The sequence below is a fragment of the Maribacter corallii genome (genome assembly GCF_047345415.1).
Taxonomy (GTDB): Bacteria; Bacteroidota; Bacteroidia; order Flavobacteriales; family Flavobacteriaceae; genus Maribacter_C.
In genome coordinates, this window is record NZ_JBLFEP010000005.1 from 493,328 (window position 1) to 506,771 (window position 13,444).

Below are 13,444 nucleotides of genomic sequence, written 5' to 3' on the forward strand. Positions count from 1 at the left end.
TCTTCACAAATGTGAAGTGCCAGGGCCGATTTTGCATTTAGATTTGTATCAACAGACCATCTAGAGGTAGTTCCTAGGCAGCATATCATTCCCATATGACGTCTATACTACTGAAAGCCTGAAGTTCATCAATCAAAAAAATCAATCACATGTCATCAACCATCACCATCACCTCATCAAAAGCCACAAAAGTCTTAAAACACTCGATCAACCTTTGGTTCGGGGTCGTTGTGGTCGGACAATTCATTTTCGCCCTTTATATTCTTGGTCTCTACGGGGTCAATGGACTAGCTGGGGATTTCGAACGCTGGAATGCCCAAACGACCCATGGCTACGTACAAAGGGACCTTGTGGGCAATATCTTCTTCGGATTACACGTGGCACTTGCGGCCATCATCACCGTAGGTGGACCTCTACAGCTGATGAAACGGGTACGCACCAAATTTCCCCGTTTTCACCGGGTCAATGGTCGCATCTATGTCATTGCGGCCTTTATCATCAGTATGGCCGGCTTTTACCTGACCTGGGTGCGTGGAGCCTCTGGCGGACTTATCGGTCAAATTTTCGTTTCCATCAACGGTCTTTTCATTTTCGTTTGTACCTTTTTTACGGTACACATGGCCATGGCCAAAAAACTGGCTCCCCATCGCAAATGGGCCATTCGTTTGTTTCTTGCGATGAGCGGCGTTTGGTTTTTTCGGGTATTCCTGATGTTGTGGCTGACCATTCATCAAGGACCAGTGGGCTTTGATATGGAAACCTTTCAAGGGCCCGCTTTGAATATGATCTCTACCTTTAGCTATATCCTTCCGGTATTGTTCGCAGAGTGTTATTTCCGGGCAAAAGAAAGCAATTCTAAAAAGGTGAAATGGTCGGTAAGTCTCTTTTTATGGTTTCTGACCGCATGCATTGCCTTGGGCAGCTTTTCAGCGACCATGGGCATGTGGTTGCCGAATATATAGCTAGGCCTCCATGTATTTTGCGGGCTCCTTCTCAAAACTGACTTTACATCCATCACAGCAGAAATAGACTTTCTCACCTTGGTAGTCCACAATATGCTTCGGATTCTTTTTGGAAACCGGCACATTACAAACGGGATTGATGTAATAATCCTCGGCAAATTTATCCTCAGCAGAAGTGGAAGTCGTATCCGCAGTTTTGGAAGAACCACAGCAGGAGTCGGTCTCCGACTTTTGATTTCTAAAATGATCGATAATTTCGGCCAAAATACTAATAGCCACCTCACTGGCGAGTTTGGCGTTGATATCCAAGCCTACAGGACTCCGTAATTGTGCAATGCGTTCTTCTGAAATGCCCTCTGCTTTTAAATAGGCTTTGATATCCTCCGATTTTCGGGCACTGGCCACAAAACCGACATAAGCGACCGAGGTCTGCAAGGCTTTTTTTACCGAGAGTTCATCATCTTCACCCTGAGTGGTCACCACAATATGGGTATTGGGAATGCTCCGTAGCGATTCAAAATTTACCGATCCGGAAACCACATGGGCACTGGGAAAGGTTTGACTATCAGCATCGATTGCCATCACGGAGACCCTAAAATCAGCCGCAGTAGCCATTTCTACCAATTTCCGCGCGATATTGCTTTTGCCGACGACGACGATCTCTGGTTGTGGAATGACAGGTTCTATCATAATTTCTACGGTTCCTTTACTTTGACATGACATGACGTACTCTTTATAGGTAGCGGTCTCTCGTGTGCCTCCTTCAGGGGAAATACGAACCCGACGAAAGCGTTTGCTCTTCATCACATCGAGGGCCTCCTTTACAACGATACCCCGTACGCAGCCGCCACCGATCCAACCGATCAATTCTCCCGTTTGTAGGATCAGGGCCTTGTCTCCTACCTTCCCTGAACTGGGTGCAATACGGTCGATGACTTGGGCCACGGCGAAATCCGCACCCTCGGCCAAGTGTTTTTCTATTTGTAGTGCCAATTCGTTAAACATCCATCAATAGGTTTTCTAATTTTAATAAACTATCCAAGTTGTGCGCCGATTCAAAAGCATCTAAATGAGGCATCACATTGACCATTCCCTTTTGAATGGGTTGGTACCCCTTCATACCCTTCAACGGGTTCAACCATACCAACGTCTTGCATTTTCTTCGAATGGTACGGACCGCCTCCTTCAGAACGGTAACACTACCGGTTTCAAGTCCGTCGCTCAAAACCACAACAATATGCTTTTGACTCAGAAACTTACTGCCGTAGACGGAAAGAAATTCCGTTAGCGACTCCCCGATCTTTGTACCACTGGACCAAGAATGCACATTCTTACCGATTTGCTTCAATACCTCCTGTTCATTATTTTGACGGAGCATGGGGGTCACATGGGTCAAGGTGGTACTAAAGGTAAAGAACTCGAGGCTCTTAAAGTACTTTTTTAACACCATCACATAACGTAATAAATAATAACTATAGGTATCCATCGAACCACTGACATCGAGGATAAAAACGACCTTGCGCTTTTCTTTTCTTTTCCGTTTATGCGACAAATCCAAAAGAATACCTCCCTTGGAAATCCCATGGCGAATCGTATTTCTGATATCAATACTGCCGCGATTTGCTTGTTCCAACCTTCTCTTAAACCGCATACTCATTTGATGAAAGAGCTCTTCTGCCAATTCTTCCAACTTCTCCTTATCCGTGACATCCACCTTGGAGAAGTCCGTCATACGCAAGCGGATACTTTCATTCGCACCAACTGTTTCTTTGGCCTCTTTTTCCTCCATTTCTTTCTTTGGAAGCTTGAATTCCGTTCCCAAAAAAATGACCGTTGCCGTATCTTTTTCCTTTTTGAGTTGTTGGATCTGCTTTTTTCGCTGTTCCAATTTCTCCTCGTAATAGCGGCTCCAAAACCGCTGGAACATTTCGTCAAAACGGTCAAAGTGCTCTTTACGCTTGCAATAGATCGCCTTGAGACTGTATTGAAAGAGCTGTCGATCCAAGGCATAACCGCGTTCCGCAATCGCAAAAGCATCCCGTGTCTCTTGCGGACCAAGCACAAACTGACGCTCTCGACAATACATGGTAAAGTCGATCAAGCGTTCTTTGAAAGTTTTTGTGACTTGTTTCACTGGAATACGCGTTACGAGTAAAGAGCTACTAATTCAGATAATTAAGTTTAATGCCTATGCTCATGCTATCTATTAATTGTTCAATGTTCATTGAAAACTGCCAACTGCACACTAAGCCCTAATGTATTGGTACCAAAAACTCCTGGACCGTTTTGTTCCGTACAAACTCCACATCATCTTTATGCTTTAGCACACTGCCAATGGTATGCTGCACAATTTCATCCGTGATGTTCTTTTCGTTCATCAACAACAGCGTTTTTGCCCAGTCTAGCGATTCGGCAATACCCGGAGGTTTATGCAAACTCGACTTTCTCAGGTTATGGATAAAAGTCACTACTTGCGTCGCCAGTTGCTCGTCGATATTCGGCAGCTTCTTTGCGATAATATCAATTTCCTTGGTCTTTGATGGAAAATCTACCCAATGATATAAACAGCGCCGACGTAAGGCATCGCTCAATTCCCGCGTTCGATTGGAGGTCAAGATCACATAAGGTTGTGACTTGGCTTTAATCGTGCCCAATTCGGGGATACTGATTTGAAAGTCGGACAGTAATTCCAACAGGTAAGCCTCGAATTCCTCATCGGCCCGATCGATTTCATCGATTAAGAGCACCACGGGGGTATCGGAACTAATAGATTGCAACAAAGGGCGTTGCAATACATAATCCATTCCAAAAATCTGATTTTGGAGGGCCATCTTATCGGCTTCCTGTTCGAAGAGTTTGATGTGCAGCAACTGCTTTTGATAGTTCCATTCATAAATGGTGGTGCTGACATCCAAACCTTCATAGCACTGTAGACGAATCAACTGGGTTCCCAGATGGGCGGCCAAAGTCTTGGCCAAAACAGTTTTCCCCACACCGGGATTACCCTCTAACAATAACGGTTTGCCCAAATTCTTTACTAAAAAAACAGAGGTAGCAAGGGCTTCGTTCAGGATATAATCGTGCTCATAAAAGTCTTTTATCAGCGCATCAATTTCTTTATTCACAAGCTAAAGCTTTAGAAGCCATGCTCCGTGGAACACAGCTTCTGATTACAGATTACGGGACTAGCTATGCTGTGGCCTCCGCTGCGGCTAATTTTTTGGAAAAGTTGGTAACGAACTGTTTGAACAGTTGATTCGATACGGTTGTAATCAATCGCGAGCCGAATTGGGCGATTTTTCCATTGACCGTGACATCCATAATGGCATCCAATTTCACACCACCTTCCTCTTTTTCGGTAAGGTCGATGGTCATCACCATTTCGGCATTCCCATTTCCTTTAGAATCCACTCCATCTCCGGTGAGCACTATCTTTCGATTGTCCACATCGATTTCCTTATAGAAGATATCGGCATCGTACTTGACCCCCATGGGTCCGAATTTCATACCTACTTTCCCTTTATAATGGTTGTCACCCACTTTTTCGTCAACGGTCACCCCGGGAACACAGTCCATTATTTTTTCAGGGTCGATCAAATGTTCCCAAACCAAATGGGTACTTTGTGGTACTTCAAAAGATTTATCTAATTGTGTTTTCATGCAACTTTAATTTAATATCATTTCTCATTTTGCGCTACGCGCTGTTCGCTATTCGCTGTTCGCTGTTTATGTGTTTTTTTAAGGACAGTTACAAACGCTATATCCCAAACTTATCTCTCATTACTAACTACTCCTAGCTCCTAGCTCCTAGCTCCTAGCTCCTAGCTCCTAGCTCCTAGCTCCTAGCTCCTAGCTCCAAAATACAAACTTCCAAAATCGTGCATCGAGCTTCGAGCATCCAAATTCAATTTCACAACTCAATACTCATAGCTTTGAACCACAACCTAGGCCTTAGCCTTCGCTTCTTGTATGGCTTCCCAAACCTTTGCAGGTGTAATGGGGATATCCAAATGCTTGATCCCTAAGGGATACAGGGCATCAATAATGGCATTGGCAATGGCCGGTGGAGCACCTACGGTAGGTGATTCCGCCACACCTTTTGCACCTAGTGGATGATGTGGTGATGGTGTTATCGTATGACCGGTTTCCCAATGGGGCGATTCTACAGCCGTAGGCACCAAATAATCCATAAAGGTGCCGTTCAAGACGTTTCCTTCCCCATCATACTCAATACCTTCATACATCGCCGGTGCAATGCCCTGGGTCAATCCCCCATGCACTTGGCCCTCAACGATCATTGGATTAATGATATTTCCACAATCATCGATTGCAACGAAACGTTTTACATCAATCGCACCAGTTTCTTCATCGACCTCAACAACACAGATGTATGCGCCGTTGGGGAACGTCAAATTTGGTGGGTCATAATAGTGTGTCGCTTCGAATCCGGGTTCCATTCCTGGAGGGATATTGGTATAGGCAGCAAAAGCCACATCTTGTATGGTCTTTGATTTTTCAGGAGCTCCTTTCACAAAGTACTTCCCTACTTCCCATTCGATATCCTCTTCACTGACCTCGAGCAGATGTGCTGCTATCTTCTTTCCTTTATCCTTTAGTTTACGGGCCGCAATGGCCGCAGCCGCTCCTGCAGTAGGAGTACTTCTACTCGCGTAGGTACCTAAACCATAAGGCGCGGTATCGGTATCACCTTCATCGATTTCGATATCGGTATAGGGAATTCCCAATTCTTCCGCCAATATTTGAGCATAGGTAGTTTCATGACCTTGACCTTGCGATTTGGTTCCGAAACGAGCCAAAGCCTTCCCTGTAGGATGCACTCGTATTTCTGCACTGTCGAACATCGCAATACCCAAGATATCAAAATCCTTGGACGGTCCTGCCCCGACCACCTCTGTAAAGGTGCAAATGCCGATACCCATCAACTTGCCTTGGGCGCGTTTCTCGGCCTGTTCTTTTTTATAGTCGTCATAACCGACCATGTCCATAGCCTTTTTCAAGGTTGCGTCATAGTCCCCGCTGTCATAGCTCCAGCCCAAGGGGGAAGCATAGGGAAACTGTTCTTTTTTGATGAAATTTTCAAAACGCAATTGCGCCGGATCTTTTTCGATTTCCGCAGCCAATTTATCGACCATCCGTTCGATGGCATGTACCGCTTCGGTAACCCGAAATGAACAGCGATAGGCAACTCCGCCCGGGGCTTTGTTGGTATATACCGCATCCAATTCCGCGAAAGCGTGCTCATAGTCATAGGATCCGGTACAAATAGAAAACATTCCCGTAGGATATTTTGATGGATTCGCTGAGGAATCGGTATACCCATGATCCGCCAAAGTCGAAACCTTGAACGCTTGTATTTTTCCTTCCTTGGTAGCCGCCAATTCACAATCCATATGATAATCACGAGCAAAACCATTGACGAGGTTTTCCGAACGATCCTCAATCCATTTGACTGGTTTTCCAATCAAAAAGGTCGCTGCTATGGCTACTACATATGCGGGATATACGGGAACCTTCCCTCCAAATCCGCCTCCGATATCCGGGGAAATGATTCGTATTTTCTCTTCCGAAAGCCCTACATGACCGGCAACCAAGGCCACTACCGTACGTATGGCATGCGGAGCTTGGGTGGTCAGATATACCAATAGTTTCTGGGTATCCTTATCGTAGGAAGCGACACAGCCGCAAGTCTCGATGGAAGCCACGTGAATTCTCGGTAGATAGATGCGTTCTTTGACGACCACATCGGCGTTGGCGATGACCTCATCGGTCTTGGCCCGGTCACCACGCTCCCAGTGGTAGATTTGATTGTCTTCCTGTCCTTCTTTATCAGGGCGCAATAAGGGCGCATCATCATCCAAAGCGGTAAAAGGGTCTACGATCGCTTGCATCGGTTCGTAATCTACTTCAACGGCTTCCGCACCATCAACTGCAATATATCTATCCGTAGCAATCACTGCACAGACCTCTTGCGATTGATGCATGACCGTATCGGTAGGCAATACCATTTGCGTATCCGACAACAAGGTGGGCATCCAGTGCAGATTGTACTGAGCCAAGTCCTCACCGGTAATGACGGCCAATACGCCATCAATGGCCAAGGCCTTCTCCTTATTGATGCTTTTTATCTTGGCATAGGCATACGGGCTACGGACCATGACCATAGTCAGCTGGCCCGGTAGTTTTACATCGTCTACATAATTGCCTTTCCCGTGTAAAAAACGGGCATCTTCCTTTCTTTTCACAGAGTGACCCATTCCGCCAACTTCTGCTGATGTTTTACATTTAAACATAATTGATTTCTTTAGCGGTTATACGGATTCGGATTCTTTCTGCATTTCTTGGGCGGCTTGTTGTACCGACTTCACAATGTTGTTGTACCCGGTACAACGACATAGATTGCCAGAAATCCCCCATCGAATCTCCTCCTCGGTCGGATTTGGATTATTCTTCAATAAATCAATAGAACGCATGATCATTCCAGGGGTACAGAATCCACAGTGTAACCCGTGCTGGTCGTGAAATGCCTGCTGTAACGGATGATTTGTACCCTCTGCAGCAATCCCTTCGATGGTGGTAATATCCGCTCCATCGGCACGAACCGTTAGGTAAGTACATGATTTAACCGACTTACCGTCCAATAAGATGGTACAGGCACCACAGTTAGAGGTATCACAACCGATATGTGTACCCGTCAAGTCTAGATTTTCCCGAATAAAATGGACCAAGAGCAAGCGCGAATCAACTTCGGCAGTCACGCTTTCCCCATTTATTGTCATTGTAACTTTATGTTTTGCCATTTCTTAATTATTTCGCGCTCTTTCCAAAGCTTTGTTCAACATTCTTTTTGTTATCGTATGTACTATGGACCTTTTATAGGCCTCAGAACCTCTTAAATCCGATTCCGGTTCACAGTCTTCGCTAGCGATTTGACTTACCTCAGCAATCAATTCATCCGTAATCTTTTTACCCCGCAACACCTCTTCTCCTCGTTCTAATCGCATGGGCACTGCACTAACATTGGTGAGCCCGATACCGATTTGCTGACATATTCCATCATCATCCAATTCTATATGTACCGCAACTCCTGCCGTGGCGTAATCCCCAACTTTGCGCTCTACTTTGTGATAGGCACCTCCACTGTTCTTTTTGGCCTTCGGAATTTGAATTTCGGTCAAAATATCACCAGCTTCCAAGGCGGTCATATAAAAACCGTGGAAAAACTCATCAATGGGAATCGTTTTCTCCCCATCGGCTCCTGCTGCAATAATCGTAGCCCGTACAGCGAGCATTAAGGCAGGTTGATCGTTAGCCGCATCACCATGCGCGATATTGCCACCAATGGTTCCACAGTTGCGCACAGAGGGATCGGCGGTTAACCAAATGGCATCCCCGAAGATGGGATACTGTTCTTTCAGCAGCTTGTTGTGCTCCATTTCCGTTTGGGTGGTCAACGCACCGATTTTAAGCAAATCGCCTTCTTCCTTTATATAGGAAAGACCGTCGATTTTACTAATATCGATAATGTGTTCGGGGGTCGCAAAACGCAGTTTCATCATCGGCAGCAGACTATGTCCGCCCGACATGTATTTTGCTTCCTCACCGAGTTCTTGAGACAAGGCAATAGCCTCACTTACCGAGGCGGCCCTGTGATAGGTGAAATTAGCTGGAATCATAATTTTTTAAGGGTTTTATTAAGGGATAAGTACTAAATATATCTTATTTTTTTTGATACAGCAAATCGAATAGGTTTTGTTTAACGATTTCATAAAGTAGCGCACAAGACTCCTTATTCATTTCGACAATAACGGTCCAGGTCTCTATTTTAAGATAATCCTTACCTTTAAGTCCGCCATGAAAAAGCGGTACTACCATGAACACCCGTCTCTATTTTGACTACAACGCGACAACCCCCTGTGACAAGGAGGTTGTGGATGCGATGCTACCTTATTTCCATGAAAACTTTGGCAATCCCTCGAGCAATCATCATCCCTTTGGTTGGTTAGCAAAAAGTGCGGTCGAAGAGGCAACAGCTTCCATCGCCAAACAGATTGGAGTTTCCCCAACGGATTTAATTTATACCTCGGGTTCAACAGAAAGCATCAATATGATACTCAAGGGGGTGGCCCGAAAAAGACAATCGCAGGGAAAACATATCATCACCACTACCGCGGAGCACAAAGCGGTTTTGGATACCTGTGCATTCCTGGAGGAAGAAGGGTTTGAAGTATCTTATTTGGATGTTGACCACAAAGGGTTGGTCTCTTCCGAAGCGCTGCGCAACGCCTTGCGATCCGATACTATCTTAGTGGCGGTACTATATGCCAATAATGAAACTGGCATTATTCAACCTTTAGATGAAATCGCAAAAATCGTTCATGACCATGGAAGCCTCCTTTTTTCGGATACGACGCAAGCCTTAGGGAAAATTCAAGTCAACGATGTGTTATCACAGGTAGACTTCGCTTGTTTCTCAGGACATAAAGTGTATGGCCCAAAGGGTATCGGATTGGTCTATATCAAAGGAAACGAAGACGGACAGGCCTTACCTAGTCTTATTCAGGGGGGTGGACAACAAAAAGGACAGCGGGGAGGTACCATCAACACGCCGCTGATCGTAGGAATGGCGAAAGCCATCGAATTGGCCTACGAAAACTTAGACGGGCAAACGGTACGGTTAGAAAATCTGAGAGACGAATTAGAAAATGGTTTACTCAACATCGAACTGGTGGTTTCCAATACTTCAGGGGCACACCGACTGCCGAATACGGCCCACTTATCATTTCCGTATGTCGATGGTGCTTCCTTATTGACGGCATTAAGTGGTCAGATTGCGGTATCAAATGGATCCGCCTGTAATTCCGCTTCAGTAGAACCTTCGCATGTACTGTTAGCTATGGGCATCACCCGTACTTTGGCCTATGCCTCCCTACGCCTAAGCATCGGCAAACAGACCACTACGGAAGACATTCAAAAAGCGATTGAAATCATTACGCAAGAAGTTGCAAAACAACGCGAAAGCAATATCCTTTGGGAACGAAGAAACTAGAAACGGAACCCTACAACCTTATGACATCGGATGAAAAAATGCTATATGATGTGATTATCCTGGGAGGTGGATTAATGGGGAGTGCGGCCGCTTGGCACCTTTCAAACCTAGGTGAAAATGTATTGCTCATCGAGCAACAGGGGCAAAATTACCACAAGGGATCCAGTAAGGGAATGGCAAGGATTACGAGAAGCAGTAATATAGAGGACAATGCATTGTGGTCTATCTTAAATGACCGTTCCGTTAGGGAAGTCCAAAACATGATACGCTACTTGAACCGAAAAGGGGTCAAGATGACTATCGAAGACATCTATACGACCACTCCCATCTCCTATATCGCAAGGCAAGAGGAACTAAACCGACTAGTGCGGAATTTGGAGCGGCAAGATGTGCATTTTGAGATTGCCACCACCCCTGAGGAAGGTAAAGCCAAATTCGGTGTGAAATTAAAGGAAGGCACCTTCTTACAACGAGAATATAAAACCAATTCGGGCACATTCAGTCCGCAAAAACTTATTCAAGCGTTACACCAAGCTATTACATTACAAGGGGGTAAAATTATGTATCAAACCGAAGCGATAGGAATCGAAAGAGAGGGCGACCACTATAAGGTTGCGGCAAGGAAAACAAAACAACGCCCTCAGGCACTTTTTGCCCGGCAGTTGATTAGCGCGGCTGGCGCCTACACAGGTACCTTACTTCGACATCGGGCACCTTATTTTCAGTCATTGATTCGGCCCAAACGGGTTTTTTTGGCGTTTTTTGAGCTAAGGGATGGGCATTGGCAGCATCTTAATCCGGAGCAGAAAGCGCAATTGAAAAACGGATTCCCGTTAATCGATCGTTCGCCCCATGATCAAGCTGAAGAGTTCTTCGCTATGATTGAAAATTACGATGCAAAAGGCAATCCTACAATCAAAACCGGCGGCCATTTTCAACGATCTTCTGTGAAAGATCCTGATGACATATGGGGCCAAAAATTAAGTCAAGAGGAAATTTATTGGTCCAAAGCAAAGCTAGTGGAATATCTTAAAGTGCTAAATCTACCCATTGAAGCCATGCATATAAAACTAGTTGATCAATACTCTTGCATTTATAGCCTTACGGATAACGAAGTGCCTTATGTGACCCAAATTTATGATGAAAATCTACATAAGGAGAAGAATTTCGTAGTCATAGCCGGACTTTCAGGTGTGGGAGCCAAAGGGGCGATGGCCTATGGTCTTATTGCTGCTAATTTACTTTTGGGCCAAAGGGATGCTGATACTTTATCCCAGGATGTAATTGCCCAATTGGGCTATGATCGAATGTTAAAAGAACGGTCGAAAACCTAAAAACGCTTTTTTCTGGGCCATATCGTAACAAAGCCGTTGGCCATACGTCTTCCTTACACATCCAATCATCTACTAACCCTCAATAACCCTGAAGATGGAAAAATTGAAAAACCAGGTCTGGGCACAGATTTTTATCATATATACCAGATACCTGATTGGCGGCACCTTTGTATTTGCTAGTTTGATCAAAATAAAAGGACTTCGTTTTACTTCAGAAAGTGGGGCGGAAAACCCGATCAACAGTGCTTGGCACTTTTTTGAGACCCTATACCAATCTGGCTTGTATTGGAAATTCATTGGATTGGGGCAGCTCATCGCCGGCTTTCTTCTTATGACGCAACGGTATTCAAAACTCGGAGCCTTGATCAACCTACCCATTATCCTGAATATTTTCATCATCACCCTTTCCTTTGATTTTGGTTATACACCAGTAGTGACCGGCTTCATGCTACTGGCCAACATTTTGCTCTTACTTTGGGACTGGAATGTTTTGAAGGTCCTTTTCAACCGGATGCCGACTTTTGACGGAACCGTACGACTGGAACAGCATCGGATATGGGAAATTATTGGTTTAATGCTTTTTGCCGTTACATTTTTCTACCGAATGCTCATCAATAAATATCAACTTTTTCATTGGTTTTTGGCCTGTACCGCAGTCGGCCTTTTGGGGTTATTCGTGGGGTTCCGTTTATTCAAAAAACAACAGCAATCCATATAGTTCTTCTTGAACCATCAGATTGTAAGTCGGTGGCTCAGCGAAGCCGAAGCCACTAATTTCAAACAAAAACGCCCACCTCCACTACGCTCAGTGTCCGTTTAAAATGACCTAAACAAAGCGGTGGCTGGGCGAAGCCAAAGCCACTAATGCCGAAATGAAATGGTCGCTGAGCGGAGCCGAAGCGACGGGCTTCTAAACAGCTATAAGGGAACCATCAAAAGCTAATCCCGTTCGTGGATCGGTCCACTCTTTTTACGAAGCATGCCTCCCTCTTTATTAGAGAAGACACCTAAAATTTCGCTGAACAGACTCAAGGCGATTTCCTCCGGAGTATTGGCTCCTATTTCCAATCCGCAAGGCGCATAGATACGTGCCAATTCCTCTTTGGAAAACGTCATATCATTGGCTTTGAATTCCCTAACCATTTTATCAAAACGCTTTCGTGGTCCTAACGAAGCGATATACGGAGCGCGACTTTGTATTAAGGTGCGCAGATTGGCATAGTCGGTCTTGTAATCATGTGCCATTAAAATGATCGCCGTACGCTCGTCAATGGCGGGTCGCTCCTCAAAATCCTTCGGATACAAATTGGCTACGGATTGTAGCTTTTCTTTTTTCAACTTTTGAATATTACCGGTGAGGCTCACCTCCCAATCCATCAGCTTGGCCAATTCGAGTATCGGGTATACATCATAATTATCACCATACACCGCCAAGTGAAACTGCGGAGGAATCAGTTCGATAAAAATGCTGGCTTTAACTCCTTCTTCCTGAAAATGATATGTTCGCGATTTTTGTTGTTCCAAAACTTCCTGAATGCTATGCTGTAGAAAACCTTTGAGTCCGTCGTGGTTACAATCTTCCATCGAAGCCGTATCCTTATCGTAGTAAAAACTCTTCCCGAGGGGTATGCCATTGAGATCTCCAGTTAAAGCGGTTACGGTAGCGATGATATGAAAACCTCTGTCCGAAACGCATTTTTGAAGCATTTCCAAGGTCGAGGAACTCTCGGAAATCGGAGAGATCAAAACATCGATAACACCGTTACAACCGAGTCCGACCCCTATTTCGTTTTCTTTCGACGTGTCATAAGTGACGATCGAGGGTTGCTGTTTAAGAATAGCGATCTGCGAACGTTGTAAGGCATCACCTTCTAGACATCCCCCACTAATGCCCCCCTCGAACACGCCAGATTCAAAAACCAACATTCGGGCCCCTTCACGGCGATAAGAAGATTCCTCTACGCGTACCACCTGTGCAATGGCACACTTCTCTCCAGAATTTTTAAAGGAGTTATAGAGTTTTAATATCGATTTGATTTCTTTCATAGGGAGTCCAATACTTATTTCTTTCTTAAATAGCT

The 13,444-nt window shown here is 45.0% G+C and carries 13 protein-coding genes; 4 read left to right on the plus strand and 9 right to left on the minus strand.

Annotated elements, in window-relative coordinates:
* The first annotated feature begins 149 nt into the window (after window positions 1–149).
* Window positions 150–962 (plus strand): DUF2306 domain-containing protein, encoded by an 813-nt coding sequence (locus tag ACKWCA_RS19560; protein WP_413979923.1) that lies wholly within the window; start codon window positions 150–152, stop codon window positions 960–962.
* Here the strand turns inward: ACKWCA_RS19560 and ACKWCA_RS19565 are convergent, their stop codons facing one another.
* The 8 genes from ACKWCA_RS19565 to ACKWCA_RS19600 all read right to left on the minus strand — a co-directional run bounded on the left by ACKWCA_RS19565 (window position 963) and on the right by ACKWCA_RS19600 (window position 8,855).
* The gene (locus ACKWCA_RS19565) at window positions 963–1,967 is read right to left on the minus strand and encodes an XdhC family protein (RefSeq protein WP_413979924.1); all 1,005 of its coding nucleotides are present in this window, start codon (window positions 1,965–1,967) and stop codon (window positions 963–965) included.
* Window positions 1,960–3,096 (minus strand): vWA domain-containing protein, encoded by a 1,137-nt coding sequence (locus ACKWCA_RS19570; RefSeq protein ID WP_413979925.1) that lies wholly within the window; start codon window positions 3,094–3,096, stop codon window positions 1,960–1,962. Before ACKWCA_RS19570 ends, ACKWCA_RS19565 begins: the two co-directional genes overlap by 8 nt.
* 118 nt (window positions 3,097–3,214) lie before the next feature.
* Window positions 3,215–4,087 (minus strand): AAA family ATPase, encoded by an 873-nt coding sequence (locus ACKWCA_RS19575; protein WP_413979926.1) that lies wholly within the window; start codon window positions 4,085–4,087, stop codon window positions 3,215–3,217.
* A gap of 64 nt (window positions 4,088–4,151) precedes the next feature.
* Complete coding sequence (locus ACKWCA_RS19580; RefSeq protein WP_413979927.1) at window positions 4,152–4,622, minus strand: CoxG family protein; 471 nt, start codon at window positions 4,620–4,622, stop codon at window positions 4,152–4,154.
* 284 nt (window positions 4,623–4,906) lie between these two features.
* A complete protein-coding gene (locus tag ACKWCA_RS19585) occupies window positions 4,907–7,273 on the minus strand; it encodes an aerobic carbon-monoxide dehydrogenase large subunit (RefSeq protein ID WP_413979928.1) in 2,367 nt (788 codons plus the stop codon).
* An 18-nt stretch (window positions 7,274–7,291) separates the two neighbouring features.
* Window positions 7,292–7,780, minus strand: coding sequence for a (2Fe-2S)-binding protein (locus ACKWCA_RS19590; protein WP_413979929.1), 489 nt, complete (start codon window positions 7,778–7,780; stop codon window positions 7,292–7,294).
* A 3-nt stretch (window positions 7,781–7,783) separates the two neighbouring features.
* Complete coding sequence (locus ACKWCA_RS19595) at window positions 7,784–8,656, minus strand: FAD binding domain-containing protein (protein WP_413979930.1); 873 nt, start codon at window positions 8,654–8,656, stop codon at window positions 7,784–7,786.
* A 43-nt stretch (window positions 8,657–8,699) separates the two neighbouring features.
* Window positions 8,700–8,855, minus strand: a complete 156-nt coding sequence (locus tag ACKWCA_RS19600) for a hypothetical protein (RefSeq protein ID WP_413979931.1) — start codon at window positions 8,853–8,855, stop codon at window positions 8,700–8,702.
* Between ACKWCA_RS19600 and ACKWCA_RS19605 the strand changes: the two genes are divergently transcribed.
* The 3 genes from ACKWCA_RS19605 (at window position 8,854) to ACKWCA_RS19615 (ending at window position 12,081) form a co-directional block, all read left to right on the plus strand.
* Entirely contained in the window at window positions 8,854–10,029 is a 1,176-nt protein-coding gene (locus ACKWCA_RS19605; RefSeq protein ID WP_413979932.1) for a cysteine desulfurase family protein, read from the plus strand. The genes ACKWCA_RS19600 and ACKWCA_RS19605 overlap by 2 nt on opposite strands.
* On the plus strand, window positions 10,011–11,363 hold the full coding sequence (locus tag ACKWCA_RS19610) for an NAD(P)/FAD-dependent oxidoreductase (RefSeq protein WP_413979933.1): 1,353 nt from the start codon (window positions 10,011–10,013) through the stop codon (window positions 11,361–11,363). The genes ACKWCA_RS19605 and ACKWCA_RS19610 overlap by 19 nt, the downstream gene beginning before the upstream one ends.
* Before the next feature lie 94 nt (window positions 11,364–11,457).
* Window positions 11,458–12,081: a hypothetical protein gene (locus ACKWCA_RS19615; protein WP_413979934.1), complete on the plus strand. Its 624-nt coding sequence runs from the start codon at window positions 11,458–11,460 to the stop codon at window positions 12,079–12,081.
* A 221-nt stretch (window positions 12,082–12,302) separates the two neighbouring features.
* Here ACKWCA_RS19615 and ACKWCA_RS19620 read toward each other — a convergent pair whose 3' ends face one another.
* On the minus strand, window positions 12,303–13,409 hold the full coding sequence (locus ACKWCA_RS19620) for an XdhC family protein (protein ID WP_413979935.1): 1,107 nt from the start codon (window positions 13,407–13,409) through the stop codon (window positions 12,303–12,305).
* Between the last annotated feature and the right edge of the window lie 35 nt (window positions 13,410–13,444).

What these genes read in the sequence shown, in the direction of transcription:
- ACKWCA_RS19560 (WP_413979923.1), top strand. Translation starts at nt 150, where the DNA reads ATGTCATCAACCATCACCATCACCTCATCAAAAGCCACAAAAGTCTTA.
- ACKWCA_RS19565 (WP_413979924.1), bottom strand. Translation starts at nt 1,967, where the DNA reads ATGTTTAACGAATTGGCACTACAAATAGAAAAACACTTGGCCGAGGGT.
- ACKWCA_RS19580 (WP_413979927.1), bottom strand. Translation starts at nt 4,622, where the DNA reads ATGAAAACACAATTAGATAAATCTTTTGAAGTACCACAAAGTACCCAT.
- ACKWCA_RS19585 (WP_413979928.1), bottom strand. Translation starts at nt 7,273, where the DNA reads ATGTTTAAATGTAAAACATCAGCAGAAGTTGGCGGAATGGGTCACTCT.
- ACKWCA_RS19590 (WP_413979929.1), bottom strand. Translation starts at nt 7,780, where the DNA reads ATGGCAAAACATAAAGTTACAATGACAATAAATGGGGAAAGCGTGACT.
- ACKWCA_RS19595 (WP_413979930.1), bottom strand. Translation starts at nt 8,656, where the DNA reads ATGATTCCAGCTAATTTCACCTATCACAGGGCCGCCTCGGTAAGTGAG.
- ACKWCA_RS19605 (WP_413979932.1), top strand. Translation starts at nt 8,854, where the DNA reads ATGAACACCCGTCTCTATTTTGACTACAACGCGACAACCCCCTGTGAC.
- ACKWCA_RS19600 (WP_413979931.1), bottom strand. Translation starts at nt 8,855, where the DNA reads ATGGTAGTACCGCTTTTTCATGGCGGACTTAAAGGTAAGGATTATCTT.
- ACKWCA_RS19615 (WP_413979934.1), top strand. Translation starts at nt 11,458, where the DNA reads ATGGAAAAATTGAAAAACCAGGTCTGGGCACAGATTTTTATCATATAT.
- ACKWCA_RS19620 (WP_413979935.1), bottom strand. Translation starts at nt 13,409, where the DNA reads ATGAAAGAAATCAAATCGATATTAAAACTCTATAACTCCTTTAAAAAT.